The sequence below is a fragment of the Streptomyces sp. NBC_00286 genome (assembly GCF_036173125.1).
GTDB lineage: Bacteria > Actinomycetota > Actinomycetes > Streptomycetales > Streptomycetaceae > Streptomyces.
The window spans coordinates 7200434-7215128 of sequence record NZ_CP108054.1; the positions used below are offsets into that span (position 1 = coordinate 7200434).

General features: G+C 71.6%; 13 protein-coding genes and 1 pseudogene. 5 read left to right on the top strand and 9 right to left on the bottom strand.

Annotated features, from left to right (window positions below):
* Window positions 1-44 precede the first annotated feature (44 nt).
* Window positions 45-1463, top strand: a complete 1419-nt coding sequence (locus OHT21_RS32685) for an RtcB family protein (protein ID WP_328771861.1) — start codon at window positions 45-47, stop codon at window positions 1461-1463.
* A 17-nt stretch (window positions 1464-1480) separates the two neighbouring features.
* Here OHT21_RS32685 and OHT21_RS32690 read toward each other — a convergent pair whose 3' ends face one another.
* Both OHT21_RS32690 and OHT21_RS32695 read right to left on the bottom strand, forming a co-directional pair.
* On the bottom strand, window positions 1481-1942 hold the full coding sequence (locus OHT21_RS32690) for an archease (protein WP_328774307.1): 462 nt from the start codon (window positions 1940-1942) through the stop codon (window positions 1481-1483).
* 99 nt (window positions 1943-2041) lie between these two features.
* Window positions 2042-2461 carry a CBS domain-containing protein gene (locus tag OHT21_RS32695; RefSeq protein WP_328771862.1) on the bottom strand — a complete coding sequence of 140 codons (420 nt, stop codon included), beginning with the start codon at window positions 2459-2461 and terminating at the stop codon, window positions 2042-2044.
* A 200-nt stretch (window positions 2462-2661) separates the two neighbouring features.
* Here OHT21_RS32695 and OHT21_RS32700 point away from each other — a divergent pair, with 200 nt between their 5' ends.
* Complete coding sequence (locus OHT21_RS32700; protein WP_328771863.1) at window positions 2662-3312, top strand: phosphoribosyltransferase; 651 nt, start codon at window positions 2662-2664, stop codon at window positions 3310-3312.
* Window positions 3313-4583: 1271 nt separating this feature from the next.
* Complete coding sequence (locus tag OHT21_RS32705) at window positions 4584-5165, top strand: Rv1733c family protein (RefSeq protein WP_328771864.1); 582 nt, start codon at window positions 4584-4586, stop codon at window positions 5163-5165.
* Window positions 5166-5270: 105 nt separating this feature from the next.
* Here the strand turns inward: OHT21_RS32705 and OHT21_RS32710 are convergent, their stop codons facing one another.
* From OHT21_RS32710 to OHT21_RS32730, 5 genes are all read right to left on the bottom strand, one after another.
* Entirely contained in the window at window positions 5271-6314 is a 1044-nt protein-coding gene (locus tag OHT21_RS32710) for a rod shape-determining protein (protein ID WP_328771865.1), read from the bottom strand.
* Between the two features lie 126 nt (window positions 6315-6440).
* On the bottom strand, window positions 6441-6797 hold the full coding sequence (locus OHT21_RS32715; RefSeq protein WP_328771866.1) for a CU044_2847 family protein: 357 nt from the start codon (window positions 6795-6797) through the stop codon (window positions 6441-6443).
* Between the two features lie 101 nt (window positions 6798-6898).
* Entirely contained in the window at window positions 6899-8290 is a 1392-nt protein-coding gene (locus tag OHT21_RS32720; protein WP_328771867.1) for a carboxyl transferase domain-containing protein, read from the bottom strand.
* Window positions 8283-9785 carry an acyl-CoA synthetase gene (locus tag OHT21_RS32725; RefSeq protein WP_328771868.1) on the bottom strand — a complete coding sequence of 501 codons (1503 nt, stop codon included), beginning with the start codon at window positions 9783-9785 and terminating at the stop codon, window positions 8283-8285. The genes OHT21_RS32720 and OHT21_RS32725 overlap by 8 nt, the downstream gene beginning before the upstream one ends.
* Window positions 9786-9925: 140 nt before the next feature.
* Complete coding sequence (locus tag OHT21_RS32730) at window positions 9926-11347, bottom strand: SLC13 family permease (RefSeq protein ID WP_328771869.1); 1422 nt, start codon at window positions 11345-11347, stop codon at window positions 9926-9928.
* Between the two features lie 197 nt (window positions 11348-11544).
* On the opposite strand from OHT21_RS32730, the gene OHT21_RS32735 reads away from it, so the two are divergent.
* Both OHT21_RS32735 and OHT21_RS32740 read left to right on the top strand, forming a co-directional pair.
* On the top strand, window positions 11545-12252 hold the full coding sequence (locus OHT21_RS32735; protein WP_328771870.1) for a FadR/GntR family transcriptional regulator: 708 nt from the start codon (window positions 11545-11547) through the stop codon (window positions 12250-12252).
* Between the two features lie 81 nt (window positions 12253-12333).
* Window positions 12334-13074: a peptidase E gene (locus OHT21_RS32740; RefSeq protein WP_328771871.1), complete on the top strand. Its 741-nt coding sequence runs from the start codon at window positions 12334-12336 to the stop codon at window positions 13072-13074.
* A gap of 84 nt (window positions 13075-13158) precedes the next feature.
* Here the strand turns inward: OHT21_RS32740 and OHT21_RS32745 are convergent.
* Both OHT21_RS32745 and OHT21_RS32750 read right to left on the bottom strand, forming a co-directional pair.
* Window positions 13159-13281: pseudogene (locus OHT21_RS32745) on the bottom strand (AraC family transcriptional regulator); the annotation flags it as partial.
* A gap of 252 nt (window positions 13282-13533) precedes the next feature.
* Entirely contained in the window at window positions 13534-14676 is a 1143-nt protein-coding gene (locus tag OHT21_RS32750) for a sulfotransferase (protein ID WP_328771872.1), read from the bottom strand.
* Between the last annotated feature and the right edge of the window lie 19 nt (window positions 14677-14695).

A 14695-nucleotide genomic window follows, 5' to 3' on the forward strand; every position in this document is an offset into this window, starting at 1 on the left:
CCACCACGGCGCACGCACCCCCACGCACACCCCGGGAGGCCGCCATGGAACTCAACCTCGTCGAGGAAGGCCCGTACCGCTTCCGGATCGAACCCCGAGGCGACATGCGCGTACCGGGCATCGTCTTCGCGTCCCCCGACCTGCTCGAGGACGCCGAGCATTCGCTGGAGCAGGTCGTCAACGTGGCCACGCTGCCCGGCATCGTCGGGGCCTCGTACGCCATGCCGGACATCCACTGGGGCTACGGCTTCCCCATCGGCGGCGTGGCGGCGACCGACGTGGACGACGGCGGCGTCGTCTCGCCCGGCGGGGTCGGCTTTGACATCTCGTGCGGGGTGCGGCTGCTTGCCGCCGACGGTGACCGGCAGTCGCTGTGGCCCGCGTTGCCCGATGTCATGGACGGACTCGACCGGGCGATCCCGCGCGGCGCGGGCCCCGGAGGGGTATGGCACCTCAGCCGGCCCAGCGAACTGGAGCGGATCCTGGACGGCGGTTCCCGGTACGCCGTGGAACGCGGTCACGGCGAGGAACGCGACCTCACCCGCTGCGAGGACGGCGGTGCGGTCGCCGACGCCGACGGGGCGCAGGTCAGCGGCCGGGCCCGGGAACGCGGTCTCGGCCAGGTCGGCAGCCTCGGGTCCGCCAACCACTTCCTGGAGGTCCAACAGGTCGCCGAGGTGTACGACGAGCGGGTCGCCGCCGCGTTCGGGCTCGCCCGCGACCAGGTGTGCGTGATGATCCACTGCGGTTCACGGGGGCTCGGGCACCAGATCTGCACCGATCACGTCCGCGCGATGGACCGGGCCATGAACCGGTACGGCATCACCGTGCCCGACCGGCAACTGGCCTGCACGCCGGTCGACTCGCCCGAGGGCCGGGCGTACCTCGGCGCGATGGCCGCCGCCGCCAACTACGGCCGCGCGAACCGCCAGTTGCTGTCCGACGCCGCCCGCCGGATCTTCCACCGCGCCGCCCGCACCCGGCTCTCCCTCGTGTACGACGTCTCCCACAACCTCGCCAAGATCGAGACCCACACGGTGAACGGGACCCGGCGCCGGCTCTGCGTACACCGCAAGGGCGCCACCCGGGCCTTCCCGCCGGGCCACCCCGAACTACCCGAGGACATAAGGGAGTTCGGCCAGCCGGTGCTGATCCCCGGCACGATGGGCACCGCCTCCTACGTACTCACCGGAGTCCCCGGCGGCGACGCCTTCCACTCCACCTGCCACGGCGCGGGCCGGGTGATGAGCCGCCACAAGGCCGCGCGGGCGGTCGCCGGGAAGGAGCTGCGGGCCCGGCTGGAGCGGGGCGGCATCGCGGTACGCCCGCGCTCGCTGCGCGGCCTCGCGGAGGAGACCCCGGAGGCGTACAAGGACGTCGGCGCGGTGGTGGAGGCGAGCGAGGGAGCGGGGCTGTGCCGTACGGTCGCGCGGCTGGTTCCGCTGGGCGTGGTGAAGGGCTGACGCCCGCCACTTACCCCTCACACATCGATGGTCACGGCGCACGTCCAGCCGTACGGACCCGGCTCGATGTGCAGTTCATGCCACGACACGGCCTTCGGTACGGCGCCCGTGATCTCCACGGCCGACAGGTCGGCGACCGCCAGCCGTACGTCGACGGAGCCGCCGGGCGTCTCCGTCTCGAGTTCGACGTCCACGGGGACCTGGCCGGGTACTTCGAGGCGGTAGACGACCTCGTCGAGGAGGGCGGCCAGGAGGTCGTCGTCGCAGTTGCCGGACAGCTGGGCGCGCTGGACCGCTGTCGGCCGCACGGCGGAGACGTCGGCGAAGCAGTCGACCATCCCGTGCACGGCCTCGACCAGGCAGTTCTCCCGGGTCGTGCCCCATGCCTCGATCCGCACATCCGCGGTGTGCGGCACCAGCCGGTGGCCGCTCTCGCCCTGCGCGCGGGCCTGCCTGTCGTCGTACGTCTCGCCGACCATGTACACCGGGTGCCCCGTTTGTCCCGTACGCATGTGTCGTCGGCACGCGGAAGACGACGAAGACGACGCCTGCGTGCCGACGACACTCGCGTTACGGCCCTACCTGTTCGGCTCCGCCTGGCTGATGTCGGCGAGCGCGGACTGCGGGTCGCGTTCGACGGCCAGGTCGCCGATGCTGAGCGCACCGACGAGGTGGTCCTCCTCCACGACGGGCAGCCGCCGCAGGGCGTGCTCCCGCATCAGCCGCACCGCCTGGTCGATGTCGTCCTGCGGGGAGACGGTCACCAGATCGGTGCTGCACACCTCGCGGACGGGGGTGGCGGCGGGGTCCCGGTCCTCGGCCATGGCCCGGATCACCAGATCGCGATCGGTCACCAGGCCGCGTACGTGGTCCTCCTCGGTGATGAAGACGTCGCCGATGTTCTTCTCCCGCATGAGCTTGGCGACCTCGGGGAGCGGGGTCTGCTCGGTCACCGTCACCGGGTTCGCCGTCATGACTTCCCGGACGTGCTGCGCCATGGCTACCTCCGTGTGACTCCCGGGATGAGCACCGGAAACGTGCCTGATCAGCCGGTGCTCGGACGCTTCGACGAGTACCCGGCGGATGTTCCTCCATGCACGCGTGAGGAGCCGGCCCCTCGGGTACTCGGGGGCTCGACCGCGGAGGGCCCGCAGGCGCGGGCGAACCCGGCGTACGTGGCGGAGAGAAGGCGGGCATCATGCGTTTCCAGAGCCGTCGGCAGGCGGGGCAGGACCTCGCCGCCGCGCTGCTGCGACGGGCGGAAGGCGGCGGTTACGTCGACCCCCTCGTCCTGGCCCTGCCCCGCGGCGGCGTCCCCGTCGCGGCGGAGATCGCGCACGCCCTGCGCGCGCCGCTGGATGTCCTGGTGGTACGCAAGATCGGCGCGCCGGGGCAGCCGGAGGCCGGGGTCGGCGCGGTCGTCGGCGAGGACCCGCCGGTCTTCGACCAGGAGGCGCTGGCGCTTCTCGACATGACCGAGTACCAGTTCACGCAGGCCGTGGCCCAGCAGCGCGCCGAGGTCCACCGCCTGGAGTCGCTCTACCGCGAGGGCCGTCCGGCTCCCCGCCTACGCGACCGAACGGTGATCCTCGTCGACGACGGCCTCGCCACCGGCGTCACCGCCCGCGCCGCCCTGCTCCACCTGCGGCGTGGCTCGCCCGCCCAGCTGGTGCTCGCGATTCCGGTGTGCTCCGGGCTCGGCGTCGTACGCCAGCACGAGGCGGACGACGTGATCTGCCTGCACCAGCCGGAGCACTTCTACGCCGTGGGCGAGTGGTACGTGGACTTCGGCCAACTGTCCGATCGCGAGGTGATCGAGACGCTGCGCAGCGTGCAGGCCAGGGCGTAGCCCTGGGCCCCGCGAGGGGGTGGGGGTGACACTGCGTGTCGCGGCTGCGGGTGCGTTGTGGCTGGTCGCGCAGTTCCCCGCGCCCCTAAAAAACCTGCGACTGCCCACACCCGGAAGGGCAAGCGAACCGAACGCCCCCCCGGCCCCGGAAGGCGCCCGCGCCCCGAGCAAGCCCGCGACCCGGAAGGGCCCGCGCCCGGTACCAGCCCGCGACCCGGAAGGGGTCCGCGCCCCAAACCAGCCCGCGGCCCGAATGGGCCCGCGCCCGTACCGGCCCGCGACCCGGAAGGGGTCCGCGCCCCGAACCAGCCCGCGGCCCGAATGGGTCCGCGCCCGTACCGGCCCGCGACCCGGAAGGGGCCCGAGCCCCCGTACCCGCCCGCGCGGAAAAGCCTGGACCCCCGACTACCCGCGGCTTCCCTCCGGTGGGAGGGGACGTGGGCCGGTGCGTCCTATGCCCGTCGCTTAGCTTCGGTCTGGGCACTGCTGCGCCCTGTGGAAGCACGGGGTCGTATGCCCTGTTGGCGACGGGCTGACGCACCGGACCGCGGCCCCGCACCCACCGACCACCTCAGGGGCGCGGGGAACTGCGCGACCAGCCACACTCAACCCGCAGCCGCCCAACCGCCGGAGGCACCCCGCGGGGAACTGCGCGACCAGCCACACTCAACCCGCACCCACCCAACCGCCGGAGGCACCCCGCGGGGCGGTGTCAATTTGCGGCTCCGCCGCGTGGGCGCGACCAGCTATAACGGACCGTCAGCCGACAACGAACCCAACCGCTCAACCGCCGGAGGCACCCGCACCCGAAAACGAACCCTCCTGCTCAACCCCGGAGGGGCACGTGCCCCAAGATCGGAGCCGGCTCGTCCGCAACCCCCGGCTCAGTTCCCGTGCGAACTCCTCGATCAGAGCCTGGGGTTCGCCCAACGGGGAGAGGGGAGAGCCCGCAGAGAGCTGCTGCGATGCCGGTACATCGCTCGACATCAGCTGTCGGTCACCCATAACTCACGCTCGCTCACTGGTCGTTCCGCCAGAAGTGGATCAGCGTACGCAATCCGGGCAATTGGCGCGTCTCGACCCGCCGTCCGCGGGATGCGCGATCAGGAGCCCCGCGGGCCCCGCCCGAATGCCCCCGGGCCCGCCCGAGTGCCCCACGCCCGCCCGAGTGCTCCACGCCCGCCCGAGTGCTCCACGCCGCTCGTGGGCGCACACTGGTAGGACACCCGAAGAGGTGGCTGTCGTCGGTGCTCACAAGGGGGTGCTGGCCGATGGCGAGGACACGACGCACGACGGTGAGACTGTGGCGCTGGCGGAGCAACCCGCTCCGACGGCGCGTGGACGTCGTAGAAGCCTGGTTGCTGCTCGGCGCCTGGCTGTTCGCCCTGGTGGGCGGCCTGATCGCGGGGCTGGCGGCCGCCGAGGCGGTGAGCCGCAGCGTCGACCGGCAGCGCGAGGAACGCCGCCCGGTGACGGCGGTGCTCGCCGAGAACGCCCCGGAACGGTCACCGACCGAGTCCGTGAGCGACGACCTGGTCTGGGCCACGGTCCGCTGGAAGACACCTGACGGCAACGCCCGCACCGGCGAGGCCCAGGTCAAACCCGAAGCCAAAAAAGGCACCCGGACCACGGTCTGGACCGACCGAGACGGCACCCTGTTGCCGCAGCCCCTCAACGAGGCGGAAGCGGTCCTGCAAGCGGTATCGGCGGGCCTGCTCGCCGCGACGGGCGCGGGCGGCGCCGTCTGGCTGACCGCCTGGACGGTGCGCGGACGCCTCGACCAGCGCCGTATGCGCGAGTGGGACGCGGAGTGGGAGCGCGCCGACATGCGCTGGGGCGGCAGGACCGGCTGACCGCAAGACGGGCTGACCCCGACGAGCAGACCGCTCGCTCAACCCGGGCGCACCCGCTCATGCTCATGTGCCGTGCCGTGCCGTGCCGTGCCGCGCATGCACCGCTCAGGTTGACACCGGCTCAAGCCCCAACGGCTGGATCCTCCCCTCCAACATCGCGCCCAGCCCGAGCGCGGCGCAGACGTCGGGCCGCTCGGCGATATGCACCGGCATCCCCGTCGCGGACCGCAGCATGTGGTCGAACCCGGGCAGCAGAGCGCTGCCGCCGACCATCATGATCCCGCGGTCGGCGAGATCGGCCACCAGATCCGGCGGGCAGTCGCGCAGCACCCTGCCGATCCCGTCCAGCACAGCGGTGAGCGGAGTCTGGATGGCATTGCGTACGGCGGCCGTGTCCACCTGCACCGAGCGGGCGAGCCCCGTGGCCACGTCCCGGCCGTGGATCTCGGTACGGGCGGGCCCGTCCGGGGTGAGCCCGTTGCTGGACAGAGCGAGCTGCAATGGACGTACGGACTGACTCGGCAGCACCAACTCGTGCTCATGGCGCAGATGCTGGACGATCGCGTGGTCGACGGCCTCGCCGCCGACGGGGATGCGCTCGGCGTTCACGACCGAACCGAGGGAGAGGACGGCGACCTGCGTGGCCGCCGCCCCGCACACCATGATCATGGTCGCCTCGGGCTGCTCCACGGGCAGCCCGCAGCCGACCGCCGCCGCGATCAGCGTGTCCACCAGCTCGACCCGCCACGCCCCGAGCCCGACCAGCGTCTCGATCGCCGCGCGCTGGGCGAGCGGGTCGGCGTCGTGCGGCGTACAGGCCGCCGCCCGCAGCCGCGGCTTACGGCGCAGCGTGCGGCGGAGGCGTTCGCCGAGCAGTTGCCGCAGCATCCGCTGCGCCATGTCGATGTCGACGACGGTGCCGCCGGACACGGGCTTGACCACGCGGATGTAGTCGGGCGTACGCCCCGTCATCTTCTCGGCCAGCTCCCCGACGGCGATCAGCGCGCCGGTCCTCGTATTGACGGCGGCCACACTCGGCTGATCCACGACCAGCCCGGCCCCCTTCACAAACACACGGGTCCTCGCCGCCCCCAGATCAACGGCGAAATGACAGCGGCGCAACTGCTCCAAACTGGCACTGGCGGCCATGGCAGATCCTCCCGAGAGCGCAGACCGTGGAACCGCCGGACGACGGTCCTCCCAGGCATCGTGCGCGGTTACCCGGGGGTCCGCCTGTTGAGATGGGCCGGGTGGGGTGCCGCTGGACGGGGGGCCTCAGGGTTCAGGGGTGGTTTCCGAGGATCCGTCAGACTGCCCCGGTGACCAGGCGAGCTTGACCACGAGATGCCCTTCGACCGAGCTCTTGGCGATCAACGCACCTGCCTCTGCCGTGAGTTTCACGCCGAACTCGATCTCCACGGAGTCGGGGCGCAGCGAGCCGTCCCGGAAGACCCGGAGTGCGGACTCGGCTGCCGCGCGTACTCCGTCCAGGGCGCCCTCGAAGGTGCGGGTTGCCTGGACCGTGCCGTCGTCGCGGGAGACGAGCTGGTGGCCGGAGAGATCCTCGGTGGTCGCGCCCTCGACGTTGATCACGACTCCGTCGTTGGTCTTGAACTCCACCAAGCCTTCCATGGCGCCCCCGGTTCCTGGTTCTCGGTTCCCGGTTCAGTGACTCTCGATCAACTCCATTGTCACGGACGTACTTGTGGTTGTCGCGGCTTGTTGCGGTTTTCTCAGCCCGCAACACCCTTCACAACCCCTTTCACAACCCCTTTCACGACCCCCTTCACCACCCCCAGCTCCACCAAGTCCTGTGGCCGGATCCGTAGTTCGTCCGCCGTTTCCGTCACTTGGTCCGGCGTGCGTTTGAGGATCGCCGCGGCCAGCTCCGGGGCTATCACCGAGAAGTAACTGTCCGGTGTGGCCCAGGTGTTGTCGGGGGCGGAGAGGGCGAGGGCGCCGCCCGAACCGCCCTCGCCGATCAGGAGGGTGGTGAGGGGGGTGCGGGAGGAGGCCACGGCGGCGAACAGTTCCGCTATCGCCGCGCCTGCGCCCTGGCGTTCCGCCTCCGCGTCGTTGGCGGCGCCCGGGGTGTCGACCAACGTCAGTACGGGGATGCCGAGTTGGTCCGCCAGGCGGATCAGGCGGGCGGCGGTGCGGTAGCCGGTGGGGCGGGTGGCGGTGCCGGTCTGGGCGGCGTACGCGATCGTACGGCCGTCCTCCGCCCGTACGCCGAAGCCGCAGAGCATTCCGGGGTCCTCGGTGCCGGTGCCGGGGCCGCCGCCCGTGCGGTCGCCGGTGATCGACACGCGGTCGGTGAAGTACGCGTCCAAGTAGGCCTGGGCTCGGGGACGTTGAGGAGAGCGAGCGTTGTCGACCGCCTCGCGGCCGGTGGCCGGGAGGTCGGCCCGGCCCAGTGCGGGCGGGGGAGGGGCGGGCGTCGTCGACGGGCGAGTCAGCAGCCGCAACCAGAGCTTCAATACGTCGGGCAGCTCCTCCGGAGGAACCACCGCGTCGATCGAACCCACCGCCAGTTGCGCCTCCGCCGTGTACGCCGCCGGGTCCGCGTCCGGCGGACGTACCCGGGAGCCCGCGAAACCGACCTGGGCGCCCGGCAGCGCGAGGATCACGTCGGCGCCCGCGCCCAGCGTGGCCCAGCCGCCGCCCGTCGTCGGGTCCCGCAGGACCGCGAGCTGCGGCAGGCCAGCCTCGCGCGTGAGCGCCGACTGCCGTGCCACGCGCTGGAGTTGGACCAGCGCGCGCATGCCCTCCTGCATCCGGCTGCCGCCCGTCGCGACGAGGGACACGACGGGGAGGCGGTGCTCACGCGCGTACGTGTACGCCGCCTCCAGCCGGTCCCCGGTGCGCTCCCCGAGCGACCCGCCCAGAAAACCGAACTCGAAGGAGATCAGCACGGCGGAAGTCGTACCGACCATGGCCCTGCCACAGACGACGGACTCCTCCTCGCCGGTGCGCTCGGCGGCACGGGCGCGAGAGGCGTCGTAGCCCTGCCAGGACAACGGGCCGTCGGGTGCGTACGCGCCTGCCTTGACCGGGAGTTCCCTGAAACCGTCGGCCACGAGACCGATCGCCTCGCGAGCGGTGAACCTCCGGCCGTCAGTCATGAGGCAGCGCGCGCTTCATGATCTTGCCCATGTCGTTGCGGGGCAGGGCGTCGAGGTAGCGGACCGTGCGCGGTCGCTTGTGCGGGGCCAGGCGACGGGCCACATGGTCCGCCAACTCCTCGGCGGACGGCGGCGATTGAGCCGATTCCAGGTCCGAGTCTGGGTCTGTGCCTGTGTCCGGCACGATCCACGCCACGATCCGCTCGCCGAGGTCCGCGTCCGGCTCACCTGTCACCGCTGCCTCGCGCACGCCGGGGTGTTCCAGAAGCGCGTTCTCGATCTCGCCCGCCCCGATCTTGTAGCCGCCGCTCTTGATGAGGTCGGTGGCCTTGCGGCCGACGATGCGTACGTAGCCGTCGGGGTCGCGCACCGCCATGTCACCCGTGCGGAACCAGCCGTCCTCCGTGAACGCCTCCGCCGTCGCATCCGGCCGGTTCAGGTACTCGGTGAAGAGGTTCGGCCCGCGGACCTGGATCTCCCCCACCGTCTCCCCGTCGTACGCATCGACGGCCGTCACCCCGTCGTCCTCCGTCAGCCGCAGTTCCACGCCCGGCAGCGGGACGCCGACCGTGCCCGCGCGCGGCTCCCCGTCCGCACGGACACTGGTGTTCATCAGGGTTTCCGTCATCCCGTACCGCTCGATGACGCGCCGCCCCGTCGCCGCTGCGATCCGCTCGTGGTCGTGCACGGGCAACGCCGCCGACCCCGACACCAGCAGCCGCGCCTTGCCCAGCGACTTCGCGAGAGATGGGTCGTCGGGCAGCGCCTCCGCGATCCGGTGGTACATCGTCGGCACCCCGAACAACATCGTGGCGCCCTCGGTCAACTCCCTTGCCACACCTGCCGTTTCGAACCTGCCCAGGTGTCGGACCGATCCGCCGCGACGCAGCGGGCCGAGGATGCCGAGGATCAGGCCGTGCACGTGGAAGAGGGGGAGGCCGTGCACGAGTACGTCGTCGCCGGTCCACTGCCAGGCGTCCGCGAGGGCATCCAGCGTGGCGGCGATGGCCCGGCGGGGGATGACGGCGCCCTTGGGCGGGCCGGTCGTGCCGGAGGTGTAGACGATCAGGGCGGGGGATTCGGGGGTGGGGTCTTCGGGTGCGTTGGTCGCCCCCGAGGCTCGTACGTCGACGTCGATCCGACCCAACTCGCCCAGTGCAGAAGGGAGTTGATCAGCCGCCCCCGCAAGCACCAGTGTCGGCGCGCTGTCCGACACGATGTGCCCCAGCTCGCTCTCGCCCGACTTCGGGTTGAGCGGTACGGCGGGGACGCCGGCCAGCAGCGCGGCGACCACGGCGACCGCGGTCTCCAGGGTGGGCGTGGCCCAGACGGCGATCCGGCCCGCTCCCGCGAGGCGCCCGGCCAGGGGCGCGGCCACGGCGGCCAGCTCGCCGTACGTCAGGGAACGGTCGCCGAAGCGCAGGGCCGGCCGGTGCGCACGGGGTCCGTCCGGATCCGTCAGGGCCTCGGTCAGGGCCGGGAAGAGAGGGGACACGCGTCGTACTCCTTGGTCGTTCGTCGGTACGTGGCTGATGGGCGGGTGCGTCATTCATGGCCGTACGTCACTCATGGCGTCGTCGGCATCCTCAGGTGCTCTCCGGGGAAACCACAGGTCAGCCCCGAGCCACCCCGAGGTCATCCCCAGTTCGGCACCACCATCACCAGCCACGCCACCGCGGGTACCACCGCCACCACGATCCCTCCGTACACCATCAGCTGCCGGAAGAAACGCTCGCGGTCGACGTCCGGTGCCGCGGCCAGCACCAGCGCGCCGTTCGTCGAGAAGGGGCTTACGTCCACGACCGTCGCCGACACGGCCAGCGCGCACACCATGCCGATGGCCCCGATCTCGCCCTGCGCGAGGAAGGGCACGGCGAGCGGGATCAGGGCGCCCATGATCCCGACGGACGAGGCGAAGGCGGAGACGATCGCGCCGATGTAGCAGAGCAGGACCGCGGCCAGCAGCGGGACGCCGATGTCGCTGACGCCCTCGCCGGACCAGGTGATGGTGCCCATCTCGTCCAGGACACCGACGTAGGTGAGCACACCGCAGATCAGCAGCACCGTCGACCAGGCGATCTGGCCGACCGCCTTGCGGCTGTCCTCCGGCCAGACGGTGCTCAGCGCGACGGCGAGGGTGATCGCGGTCAGACCGGCGTCCAGGTCGAAGGCGAGGACGGCGACGACGAGGGCCACGAGGGAGGTGAGCGTGGCGATCCGGGCCGGGGTGAGGCGGGTGGTGTCGGGCTTGGTGGGTGCGTCGGGGCGGGTGGCTACGGCGGTCTTGGTGCCAGTTCCAGTGCCAGTGCCGGTCCCTGTCCCGGTGCCGGTTCCCGTGCCGGAGGCGGTACCTGCGGGCTGCGGGCCGGAACCGCCCTCCGGAAGGTCGCCCTTGTCAGAAGCATCCTTGGACGCGGCCTTGGAGGTCCCGTCCAGCGGCACCGCCCCCTGCGCCCACAGCTTCAGCCCGCCGAAGAGCACGAAGACCACACCCGCGATGACCAGGTTGGCGAAGAGGGAGGCCAGGAAGAGGGTGATCTCGTTGCCCGGCAGATCCTCCCGTTCCACGATCCCGTTGACGATCGACCCGTAGATGCTGATCGGCGAGAAGCCGCCGCCCTGCGCCCCGTGCACCACCATCGCGCCCATCAGCAGCGGACTGATCCCGTACCGCGCCGCGAAACTCAGCGCGATCGGCGCCACGATGGCGACCGCGGCCGGACTGACCGCACCGATCGCGGTCAGCGCCCCCGTGATCACGAACATCACCCAGGGGATGAGCGCGACCCGGCCGCGTACGAGCCGGATCGAGGCGTGCACCAGCCAGTCGGTGGTGCCGTTGGCGCGGGCGATCGCGAACAGGTACGTCACGCCGACGAGCACGACGAAGAGGTCGCCGGGGAAGCCGGCGAAGATTTCGTCGGCGTTCAATTCGGCGACGAGTTCGCCGACGCCGAACGCGGCGGCGAAGGCGAGGGCGCCCATGTTGATGGAGCGGGTCGTGGCGATCACGAACACCACGACGAGTACGAGGATCGATATCAGTTCGGCGGACATACGGGCTCCCGTCTTTGGGCCCCGGAGCGGCATAGAGGGCTGGCGGAGGGCTGGCGGATTGGCCAAGTGGCTGAACCACTTCGGACGCTGGACAGCGTGGGCGCGACCCGGGCACACGTCAAGGGGTCGCGCAGGAATTGGCTCAGCCAGTGGACCACTGGCTCCACGGTGTTACGCTCCCGACGAAGGGGGACCCCATGACCGAAGCCTTGCGCCCCATGACGAAACAGCGCCTGTACGAGCAGGTGCTGGAACGGTTGCGCCAGTACGTCGCCGAGGGGGGTCTGTGCGCCGGTGACCGTCTGCCACCCGAGCGCGACCTGGCGGCCCGCCTCGGCGTCAGCCGCGCCTCGGTGAAGCAGGCCATCGTGGTCCTGGAGGTCCAGGGCCTGGTCGAGGCCCGGCACGGCGGCGGTACGTACCTGGTGCGCGACAGCCTCGACGTCGAGCCCGTCGAGCGGCTCGTCGAACGCCGCCGGCGCCTGCCCGACGTACTCGAAGCCCGCGAGGCCCTGGAGACCAAGCTCGCCGAACTCGCCGCCGAGCGCCGCACGGACGACGATCTCGCCGCCCTCCGCGCGGCCCTCGACCACATGGAGCGCGAGATCGAGGAGGGCGCCCCCGGAGTGGAGGGCGACCGGCTCTTCCACGCCGCGGTCACGGCGGCGGCCCACAGCAGCATCCTCGCCGAGTTCATGCGCTCCATCGCCGACCAGATCACCGAGAGCCGCAACGAATCCCTCCGCCAGCCCGGCCGCCCCAGCCGCTCCCTGGCCCAGCACCACGCGATCCTTGACGCGATCGCCGACCGCCGCCCGAGCCAGGCGGCCACGGCGATGCGACGCCATGTCCGCACGGTGGCGAAGGTACGGCTGCTGGACTGGGACCCGGAGGAGAACGACTAACTGCCGCTCTGACGTGGGCAGTTAGGGTCGTTAGGATCCCCTGCTATGACCGCCCCCACGACGCCCCCTCCCCCTTCTCCCGTGAACGGGCCGGAGCCCACCATCCTCGCCACCTCCGGCGGCCATCGAGCCGGCGCCGGCCGGACCATGGTGATGTTCGACGCCCTGGTCCATCACGCGGTCGAACTCTCGGGCGCCCACGGCCGCCGCCCCCGCGTCCTGTACGTGGGCACGGCGATAGGCGACGCCGAACACTTCACCGCCCGCATGTCCGAGGCCGCACGCGTGGCGGGCTTCGACCTCACGCCCCTCCAGCTCTTCCCGATGCCCAACCACGACGACGTGGAGGCCACCGTCCTCGACCAGGACGTCGTCTGGGTCATGGGTGGCTCGGTGGCGAATCTCCTCGCGGTATGGCGGGTACACGGCCTGGACGACATCCTCCGCCGTGCCTGGCGCGCGGGCGTCGTCCTCAGCGGCGTCAGCGCGGGCTCGATCTGCTGGTTCCAGGGCGGCACCACGGACTCCTTCGGCCCCGAACTCCGCCCGCTCACCAACGCATTGGGCTTCCTCCCGTACGGCAACGGCGTCCACTACGACACCGACCCAGGCCGCCGGCCCCTGGTACACCGCCTAGTCGCAGGCGGCACCCTCCCCACGACGCACTGCACCGACGACGGAGTGGGCCTGGTCTACCGCGGCACCGAACTGACGGAAGCCGTCACGGAGTTGCCGGGCAAGGGGGCGTACATCGTGAAGCGCGACGGCGACTCGGCAGCCGAGGAACGCATCGATCCGCGCCGCCTGCCCACGGTCAACTGACGCTGCTCCACACGGCTGTTGAGCCCTGCCAGCTGTCGGAGAACATCCCCTGCTGTGCCGGAGGGGGATGCCCCGCCGTCCATTCGCCTCAGGCCCGAACCGACGCTTGTATGCCGACGGAGTGATGCCCATCTCGCGGCGCATCAGCGTGCGCGGATTGGCAGCGGTGCCAAGCCCGCTGCGCCGCGCGACCAGCTCGAAGCGGGGTCCGTGTGGTCGATCGAGTCGAACAGGCTGACGCCGGCGACGCGGAGGCTTTGACGATCTCCCGGACAGCCCGGCCCGTGCCCTGGACAACCCGCTCGGTCCCGTGCCGGCCGAGCCGACTGGTCCTCCTGGAGGCCGGCACCGTTCGGCCGGCGCGGAGGAGCTGGATCGTGGTGGCGCACGAGGTGGCCGGGTGGCCCCGAGCGGGAGCGTGGCCGCATGCCGCAGACGATCCCGAACGGAGTTGTCCGGTCACCGGCTTTCTGCGCGCGAAACCGGTACGGAAGGAGGTACGTGGCCCCTTTCGGCGAGTGCCTCGGTGCCCGGGGCACAGGCGGCACGCAGCGCGTCGAGTTCCCCGGCGGACAGCTCGGCAGCGGCCCTCCCGCGCCGGGACGGGTCGATGAGGCCGCGTGCCGCCGCCAGCCAGGCCGGGGGCGCGGTGAGTCCGAGAGATCCGGCCAGCCGGGTCAGGGCATGGTCCGGTTCGGTCAGCAGCTCCTCGTAGCTCAGGCTGCTGTGCAGCCGCGCCGGCACGGCGTCGAGCATCTCCAGGCCGAGGCACACCATGCCGGCCCAGTACCCTCTGCCGAAGGTGTCGAGAGGCAGAGGGCACCTTGAGAAGCGCCGGGCGTCGTACGGAGGCGTCAGCAGCCCGCGGAACCGGTCGGGCATGGCGTCCTCGATCTCCCGCAGGGAGGCCGTCGCCAAGCCGACGTCCCGTGCTGCCGCCCTCGCCTGGAGCGCCAGCACCTCGCGGCGGAAGGCCGGGTGGCGGCTCATCGACAGTGCGCAGTCCGGTCCGTCCCGGTACAGGTGCACAAAGCGGGCATCGGGGAACAGTGTCTGCAGCTGCCCGACCAGGAGCAGCGAGCCGGCCGAGCATTCCACCACCGCTCTCCGGCCGAGCAGACCGGCCAGGTGGGCGAAGAACGCGCGGTACTGCTCGGCCGCCGGGCGGCGTGGCCAAGCCGGCACCTCCGCCGCGAGCCGGTCGAACAGCGTGTCAGGGGCGTCGGTCAGTACGGGCAGCAGAAGGTGACAGATCAGCGGTACGCCCCCGGACGGTGTGAAGCGCCCCGCGCCGTCCGGAGCGTAGGGATAGGACATCTCCGGGGGTTTGAGTCCGGACTCGATCAGGCCGTCGATCTCCGGGGAGGCGGTGGTCAGCAGGTCCCACAATCGCCTTCCGTCCATCTCCTCGGCGGGGACCTGGAAGGTACGCGCGGCGGCCTTGAGCACGGCGAAGAACTCACCGACGCCGAGTACCTCGGGGTGGCGGTGGAGGATATGGCTCAGCAGCGTCGTGCCGCAGCGGCCGGTTCCCACCACGAAGGTGATCGGAAGGTGCTCGGCCGGCACGCTGACAGGCACTCCGGCGGTGCTGCCGGGCACGCTCACCACCGGCCCCGGA

What these genes read in the sequence shown, in the direction of transcription:
- OHT21_RS32710 (WP_328771865.1), bottom strand. Translation starts at nt 6,314, where the DNA reads ATGGCCGCCAGTGCCAGTTTGGAGCAGTTGCGCCGCTGTCATTTCGCC.
- OHT21_RS32735 (WP_328771870.1), top strand. Translation starts at nt 11,545, where the DNA reads ATGACCGAAGCCTTGCGCCCCATGACGAAACAGCGCCTGTACGAGCAG.
- OHT21_RS32685 (WP_328771861.1), top strand. Translation starts at nt 45, where the DNA reads ATGGAACTCAACCTCGTCGAGGAAGGCCCGTACCGCTTCCGGATCGAA.
- OHT21_RS32715 (WP_328771866.1), bottom strand. Translation starts at nt 6,797, where the DNA reads ATGGAAGGCTTGGTGGAGTTCAAGACCAACGACGGAGTCGTGATCAAC.
- OHT21_RS32695 (WP_328771862.1), bottom strand. Translation starts at nt 2,461, where the DNA reads ATGGCGCAGCACGTCCGGGAAGTCATGACGGCGAACCCGGTGACGGTG.
- OHT21_RS32720 (WP_328771867.1), bottom strand. Translation starts at nt 8,290, where the DNA reads ATGACTGACGGCCGGAGGTTCACCGCTCGCGAGGCGATCGGTCTCGTG.
- OHT21_RS32690 (WP_328774307.1), bottom strand. Translation starts at nt 1,942, where the DNA reads ATGGTCGGCGAGACGTACGACGACAGGCAGGCCCGCGCGCAGGGCGAG.
- OHT21_RS32730 (WP_328771869.1), bottom strand. Translation starts at nt 11,347, where the DNA reads ATGTCCGCCGAACTGATATCGATCCTCGTACTCGTCGTGGTGTTCGTG.
- OHT21_RS32700 (WP_328771863.1), top strand. Translation starts at nt 2,662, where the DNA reads ATGCGTTTCCAGAGCCGTCGGCAGGCGGGGCAGGACCTCGCCGCCGCG.
- OHT21_RS32705 (WP_328771864.1), top strand. Translation starts at nt 4,584, where the DNA reads ATGGCGAGGACACGACGCACGACGGTGAGACTGTGGCGCTGGCGGAGC.